The following is a 6,079-nucleotide window of genomic DNA, read 5'->3' as shown; positions in this document are numbered from 1 at the left end:
GAGGATAGGCCCAGCGACGGATACGGGTAGTGCGGTAACCAACCCGCGGATGAGAGCATGATCAATCGTCGTCGATCAGGCGTCCGCGGCACACCCGCCAAGGTCAATGTGAACGCTGGTCTTGCGGCCAGCGAAGGGGTAAACTTGGTCAGTATCGCGGATGGCAGTCATGAGAGCGTATATCTGTGCCCGTTTTATGTGACGCCCCCGACTTCCGAGCAGCGCCGACATAACCAGCGCGGCAGTGCCGCCCAAAGCCCGAGACCCGTCCATCAACCTTGAAAAGCCCATCGATCCTGACCCGCTGAAAAACGCCGGCGCCGGCGCCGGCGCTCGCCCACGCCACGCCCCCAACGAAAGTCAGGCCCGGAACGCCGAAAGCCCGCGCGCCGATGAATAAGACAGGCTAGAACATGGTATCCTAATTGGCCGGTTGCGCCCCACCGGTCGATCCGGGGAATTCCCGAATAGAGCATTTCAGATTTCTTCGCCCCGACTTAGCGCGACGAGCTGCGCCATGCCGTTGGTTCGGGTCTTGGCGATGATCGATGCACGGTGATCCTCGACGGTGCGCTCGGAAATGCCCAGCTCCGGGGCCATCTCCTTGTTGGTATAGCCGCGCACCATGAGACCAAGCACCTCGCGCTCTCGGCGTGTCAGCAGGGCGGCGAGAGCGGCGATGCGGCATTCGCGGACCGACCACGCCAGTCCTTCGCAGACGGCGGCAATCAGGCGCCCCTCATCGATCGGCTTTTCGAGGTAGTCGAGCCCGCCATGCCGGCGCACAGCGTCCACGGCATGTGCCGTGATCGGCCAGGCCGTCATGAATACCAACGCGGTCGCTGGATCTTTCGCGCGCAATGCGTCGGCAAAAGCAAAACCGTCCATCTCCCCCATCTGGATATCGCTGACAACGCAGGCGAAACGCTCGGAGGCAAGGGCGGCCAGCACTGCGCCGGGGGCGGTAAAAGCGCGCGCGGTTATGCCATTGCGGCCCAGCAGGCGAGCGACGGTGGCGCCAAGATCAGCGTCGTCATCGAGCACCGCTACGGTGATGGAAGGCACGCCGCAAGCGAAGGCGTGGGTCATGCGAAAGCTCCAGCGAGAAGGGGCAGGGAGATGGTAAAGCGTACGAAGCCTGGTTCGTCACGGCGATAGAGGGTGCCGCCATGCGCCTCGACGATGGTGCGGGCAATGGCGAGGCCGATGCCCATGCCGCGGGTCTGGGCGCCTGGCATCTCCAAGACCGGATTGGACACGGTAATCAGCACCTCCTCGGTGTGGACGCTGACGGCGAGGTTGAGGGCTTCTCCGGGGCTGGCGGCAAGGGCGTTGCGCAGCAGGTTCACGAGCGCCTGCGTCAGCTCGATCTCCTGCGCATGGACAACGAGGTCGACGGGAACGGCAGGGCTCTCCAGCCTGCCTCCGGCCGCCCGGGCCTCCGAGGCGACGATCTGGCAGGCCGTCTGCACCAGCATGGCGACGGGAACCGGCGAAGGCTCGTCCACGTCGCGGCCACCGAACCGGCGCAGCCGGCGCACGAGATTGGCGAGAGCGCGGGCCTTGCGGTCGACGAGGTCGGCGCTGGCGACAGTGTCGGCGTCGAGGTGCGCGGTCACCGATTTGAGGTGGGCAGCCTCGATCGCGAGCGTCGAGAGGGGCTGACTGATTTCGTGGATCACCGCCACCGACATCGCGCGCAGGGTTTTGAGCCGCTCGGCCTGAAACAGCAGTCTGTTGCGCTTGTCCAGCAGCGCGCGCGACGTCTTTTGCGCGTCGGCAAAGCTGCCTGCCAGCCAGGTGACGAGGACCACGGCGGCCAGCCCCAAGTGCAGTTCGAGTCGCCTGCTGTCGTCGAGCGAGCCGGCCGAGTAAGGCAGGAACACCGCGACCTGTGCAAGGATCGCGAACCAGGCCGGAGTGCGTCCATGACGCAGCCCGATCCAGGCGCCGGCCAGCAGGCTGGGGATCGGCTGGGCACCGAGGCCGGCGCGCCACAGCGACGCCGTCAGCAGCAGGCACAGCGCCATTACCAGCCCGTCCTCCAGCAGCGGGCGCACGGCGACGCGGGGCAGGCGACGGCGGCGGAACGATCCGTCGTAAAGCGCGGCAACCCACAGCAGCAGCGGAGCAAGGACGAGGATGCCGAGCAAATCGCCCACCGCCAGCCCGGTCAGCGAGATCACGATGTCGGTTCCTATGCGATAGCGCCCCGCATCGGCCGGGAGCCAGGCTTCGAAAGGCACCACCATCAGCGCGTTGAGTGCAGGCGCGGCAACGGCAGCAAGGCCAAGCATCATCGGCGGCAGCGCCAGCGTGTCGTCGCGCTTCGTCATCAGGCGCCGGACCGCGAAGATGGCGAGACCGCAGGTGAAACCGGGACGGGCAGCGCCGGTGATCGCCTGAAGGGCACCGGGTCCAGTGAGCGCGAAGACACCAACTGCGCCGTCGGTCAGCACTTCGGTGAGCATCAGCCACGGCGTCAACCTTGTGCCGCGGTCCCACAACACTGCGAAGCGCAGACCCGCAGCAGGATACCAGAGCGAGAAAAACCCTGCCCCGCCCCACGGACTTGCCGTCCAGTGCAGCAGCGCGAAAGCGAACGCGTAAATCGTCAGCAACGCCGCGTCTACAAGGCCAAGCCTGACGGCGCTGAAAAAGCGGGGCAAAGTCGCTGCATTCATCTTTTGCCTGTGGCCGGTTCGTGTTCGCTGGGGAACCCGGATTATTCACGGACCTAGGCGGCGTGGACGAATTTCAGCCAGTATCTGGTGGTGGTGAGGTGTACCATGTGCATAAAGCTGGCAGCGAGTTGATCGTATCGGGTGGCGATGGCGCGGTTGATCTTGAGCTGTCCGAACATGCGCTCGATCCGGTTGTCCTGCTTATAGAGCGCGCGGTTAGCTAGTTCGTCGAGATACACTGCGACCTCGAAAACCAGATCCGAGGTGTTTTGCACACCTTCGGCATTGTGTTCTGCAAGCGTGTTGGCGGCTTCGCTAAGCGGGCCGAGGAAAGCGTTAGTGGCGAGTTGGACGCACCGCTGACGATCGGTACTGTGGTTGAGTCCCTGATGAAGGCACGGGCGGGCATCCTCGCCCAAATCCGGGCACTTGATGCCAAGGTCCGCTCTACCGCGCGCGGCAATGTCACTGTGCGGCACCTCATGACCGTGCCTGGAGTCGGCGTAGCTATCGCGCTCGGGTTTGTTGCGACTATCGACGATTCCGCATGTTTTCGCCCGTCATCGAGCGCTCGTGCCTATCTTTGGTTCTCACACCGAATTTATGCTTCAGGCGAAAGCATGAAAGCCGGCCGGATATCCCGACGCGGCGACGACTTTCTTAGGCGCAGTCTCTACGAGGCGGCCAATGCGCTGATGACGCGCATCGACCGTTTTTCGGGGCTCAAGAGCTTGGGCCTGTGCATCGCCAGGCGCGGCGGCTTCAAGAAATCGAAGGTCGCCCTGGCTTGCAAACTCGCCACCATCCTCCATGCCATGTGGACGACGGGTGAGGAGTTCCGTTGTTTGTCCGCAGAAAAGGTTCAGGACGCATAATTGCAACCCATCCCACGTCACGTTGACGTCAACGGAATCGTCGGCCAAGACGATGGCGCAGCCAAGGCCGATCCACGGATGCGAGCACCGGTAAATATCGGCGACCGCGAACACCACATTGGCCTGCTGAACCTGTCCAACGCCATGCTGAGGCGGCAACAAACTGCCGCCCTCGAAGAGAACCATGAGCCTGGTCGCCGATATCCCATCACAACATCTTGACCAACGTGCTTAGGGAACCTCGCGGGACACGACCGCGGTCCTCTCGACTGACAAACCGGCAGCACCGGTCGTGGAGGTATGCTGAAAAATGGGCGAATTCGTACACCTCCACAAATTCATTTGCCGCCATACCATTGCGGCAGCTGCAAGTAGGATGCCTATTGTGAGTATATTCACGATGACGTATTGATTGAGGTTAATAATTGCATGCGGGGGAATTATTCATGATGCGAATTTTATTTGGACCTGCAGTAATGTTCGGTTTCGGAGCAGCTTTTTCTGTGTCTGCCCAGACACCTTCGGGTGCCGTCGAAGACAGCGTGGGATGCCCCTCACTGATCGGAGTTCAGAAATGGGCAGCTGCTAACATCAGGAATTATGACGGCGATTATAGTGCCTTCTGCGGTGACTTCACCGGCGACGGCGCGAAGGATGTTTTTGCTGTGATCCGTTCGCCGACTGGGGGCAATTCCTCCTACCAGGATGCCGTGCTGTTCCAGAATGCAGGCGGGCAATTGCGTTTCCTGCGAAAAGTACCGCAATTTTTCGGCGATACCAAGCGTGCCGCCTTTGCTCCCGGCAAAGTGACGCTGGAATTGACCGTTATGCGCCCCGGCGATCCGCGCTGTTGTCCATCGGGCACTGAGCGGCGCGAAGTTGACGTAGCGACGGGCAGGCATGCGGCCATCACCAAAGCCGGGGCAGCAAAGAACGGAAATCCCAATGACGTAACCGTGAGTGTGCAATTCTCCGCGAGGGCGGCGACGCTTGCTGCGCGGAAGACAATGACGTTGCAGATTGGATGGAGCGGCGAACCCTTGCCTGCAAAGCGCGCAGCGGCATTGCAAGCCGGCATTATTGGTGAGGAAACGAGCATACTTCTAGGTATGGCCAACAAAGCGATCCCTGGAAAAGCGGGCCAGTATACACTTGCCCCTGAGACCTTTGAAAGCCGTTATGCGAGCTGGGTAAGGCAGGTTGATGTCAGCGCTAATATTGACATGACAAATGCGCCGTCGATCCGGTGCAGCGACGTCATGGTTCCTATCGCAGTCGCGCGCGCGAAACCTCTCATCGTGACATGCAAGATGACTGGAGAACGCTAAGGCTGAGAGGAAAGACTACGTCACCAAAAGAAGGGAAACAGTCGTTGGCCTGCCAACATCGTTCATGCTGGGCAGGTTTGTGAAGTGTTCCGGATGCTCCTATTTGTGAGAAGGAGCTTTTGTGATGGGCAAGACCCGGAACAAGTTTTCGCCTGAGGTGCGTGACCTGCTGCCTGATCGTGAAGGCGGAACGCTTGCCGCCTGGTTGAAATCCAATCCCGGAGCCGAAATCATCGCGCGCGATCGTGGCGGAGGTTACGCCAAGGGTGCTCGTGAATCGGCACCTCTGGCGCGGCAGGTCGCTGATCGCTGGCACATGCTGCGCAATTGCTTGGATGCAGTTCTCGCCGCGGTGGAAAAGTGCTACAGGCTCGTACGCGAGGTTGGACGATCGCTCGCGCATGACATGACGCCGATCAGGACACAGGACAGTGCCACAAGACCAGGGATGCCTTCGGCCGCCGTTCAAATGCGAAACCGCGGTCGCCAACGTCGACAGGCCATGTTCGATAGGGTTATGGCCTTGCGCGAGAAGGGTTTGAACATATCGGCTATTGCCCAGGAAACCGGGCGAGATCGCAAAACGATCCGACAATGGCTCATGGATCGCCAGCCGGGACAATGGGAGCGGACATTCCGGCATCCTGCGAACGCCTTCGGTGGCTTCATCCGCTCGCGGTGGGCGGATGGCTGCCGAAATGCCACGCAGCTTTACCGGGAGGTTTGCGAGCGCGGATATTCCGGCAGCGTGAAAGGATTCCGTCAGTGGGTGAAAATCCGAATCCGTGACGGGATTGAGGACGCTGCTCCTCGATCGTCATCGCCTCGCTGGAAACCGCCCAGCACGCGGTAGATCGTTCGGCTACTCGGCGCAGCCAAAGACACGGTTCGCCCCAGCGACATGCTCTTCATCGATGCCTTGCGCGCCGTCTCACCGGTCATTGCGCAAGCTGCTGATCTCGGACGCGAGTTCCATGACATACTGGTCGAGCGCAAAGCCGACGTACTCGATGGATGGTTGGCATCGGCACTTGAGAGCCCCATCGCATCCTTCGCTCGCGGACTCATGCCCAAGTTGAACAGTGCTAGCGGAACACGCAGGGAACGCGAGACCATAAGTATCTGATTTTGCGGTGAGTGGATTTTGCGGCAAAATCGGGTGTGCTAACAACATTTTTGCTGTGACTGTCGG

8 protein-coding genes are annotated in these 6,079 nt (G+C 61.1%); 4 read left to right on the top strand and 4 right to left on the bottom strand.

Annotated features, from left to right (window positions below; all coding sequences use genetic code 11):
* Positions 1-477: 477 nt before the first annotated feature.
* Genes LH128_RS03285 through LH128_RS34960 form a run of 3 tightly spaced genes read right to left on the bottom strand, consistent with a single transcriptional unit; the run spans position 478 to position 3,103 of the window.
* Positions 478-1,089: a response regulator transcription factor gene (locus tag LH128_RS03285; RefSeq protein WP_008828156.1), complete on the bottom strand. Its 612-nt coding sequence runs from the start codon at positions 1,087-1,089 to the stop codon at positions 478-480.
* The gene (locus tag LH128_RS03280) at positions 1,086-2,684 is read right to left on the bottom strand and encodes a sensor histidine kinase (protein WP_008828155.1); all 1,599 of its coding nucleotides are present in this window, start codon (positions 2,682-2,684) and stop codon (positions 1,086-1,088) included. Before LH128_RS03280 ends, LH128_RS03285 begins: the two co-directional genes overlap by 4 nt.
* 53 nt (positions 2,685-2,737) lie before the next feature.
* Complete coding sequence (locus LH128_RS34960) at positions 2,738-3,103, bottom strand: transposase (protein ID WP_442800353.1); 366 nt, start codon at positions 3,101-3,103, stop codon at positions 2,738-2,740.
* Between LH128_RS34960 and LH128_RS03270 the strand changes: the two genes are divergently transcribed.
* The 4 genes from LH128_RS03270 to LH128_RS33085 all read left to right on the top strand — a co-directional run bounded on the left by LH128_RS03270 (position 3,074) and on the right by LH128_RS33085 (position 5,740).
* Entirely contained in the window at positions 3,074-3,559 is a 486-nt protein-coding gene (locus LH128_RS03270; protein WP_051211398.1) for an IS110 family transposase, read from the top strand. The genes LH128_RS34960 and LH128_RS03270 overlap by 30 nt on opposite strands.
* Positions 3,560-3,781, top strand: coding sequence for a hypothetical protein (locus LH128_RS34290; RefSeq protein WP_327195047.1), 222 nt, complete (start codon positions 3,560-3,562; stop codon positions 3,779-3,781). It abuts the gene before it with no gap.
* Positions 3,782-4,005: 224 nt separating this feature from the next.
* On the top strand, positions 4,006-4,887 hold the full coding sequence (locus LH128_RS33090) for a hypothetical protein (protein WP_172704917.1): 882 nt from the start codon (positions 4,006-4,008) through the stop codon (positions 4,885-4,887).
* A 124-nt stretch (positions 4,888-5,011) separates the two neighbouring features.
* Positions 5,012-5,740 (top strand): transposase, encoded by a 729-nt coding sequence (locus LH128_RS33085; RefSeq protein WP_172704916.1) that lies wholly within the window; start codon positions 5,012-5,014, stop codon positions 5,738-5,740.
* A 78-nt stretch (positions 5,741-5,818) separates the two neighbouring features.
* Here LH128_RS33085 and LH128_RS34285 read toward each other — a convergent pair.
* The coding region (locus LH128_RS34285; protein ID WP_327195046.1) for a hypothetical protein at positions 5,819-6,079 on the bottom strand (261 nt) is incomplete at its 5' end.

It is taken from the genome of Sphingomonas sp. LH128 (assembly GCF_000293195.2).
In the GTDB taxonomy this organism is placed as follows: Bacteria; Pseudomonadota; Alphaproteobacteria; order Sphingomonadales; family Sphingomonadaceae; genus Novosphingobium; species Novosphingobium resinovorum_A.
The sequence above is the reverse complement of the archived record's forward strand: the minus strand, read 5'-3'. Positions and strand labels throughout refer to the sequence as shown.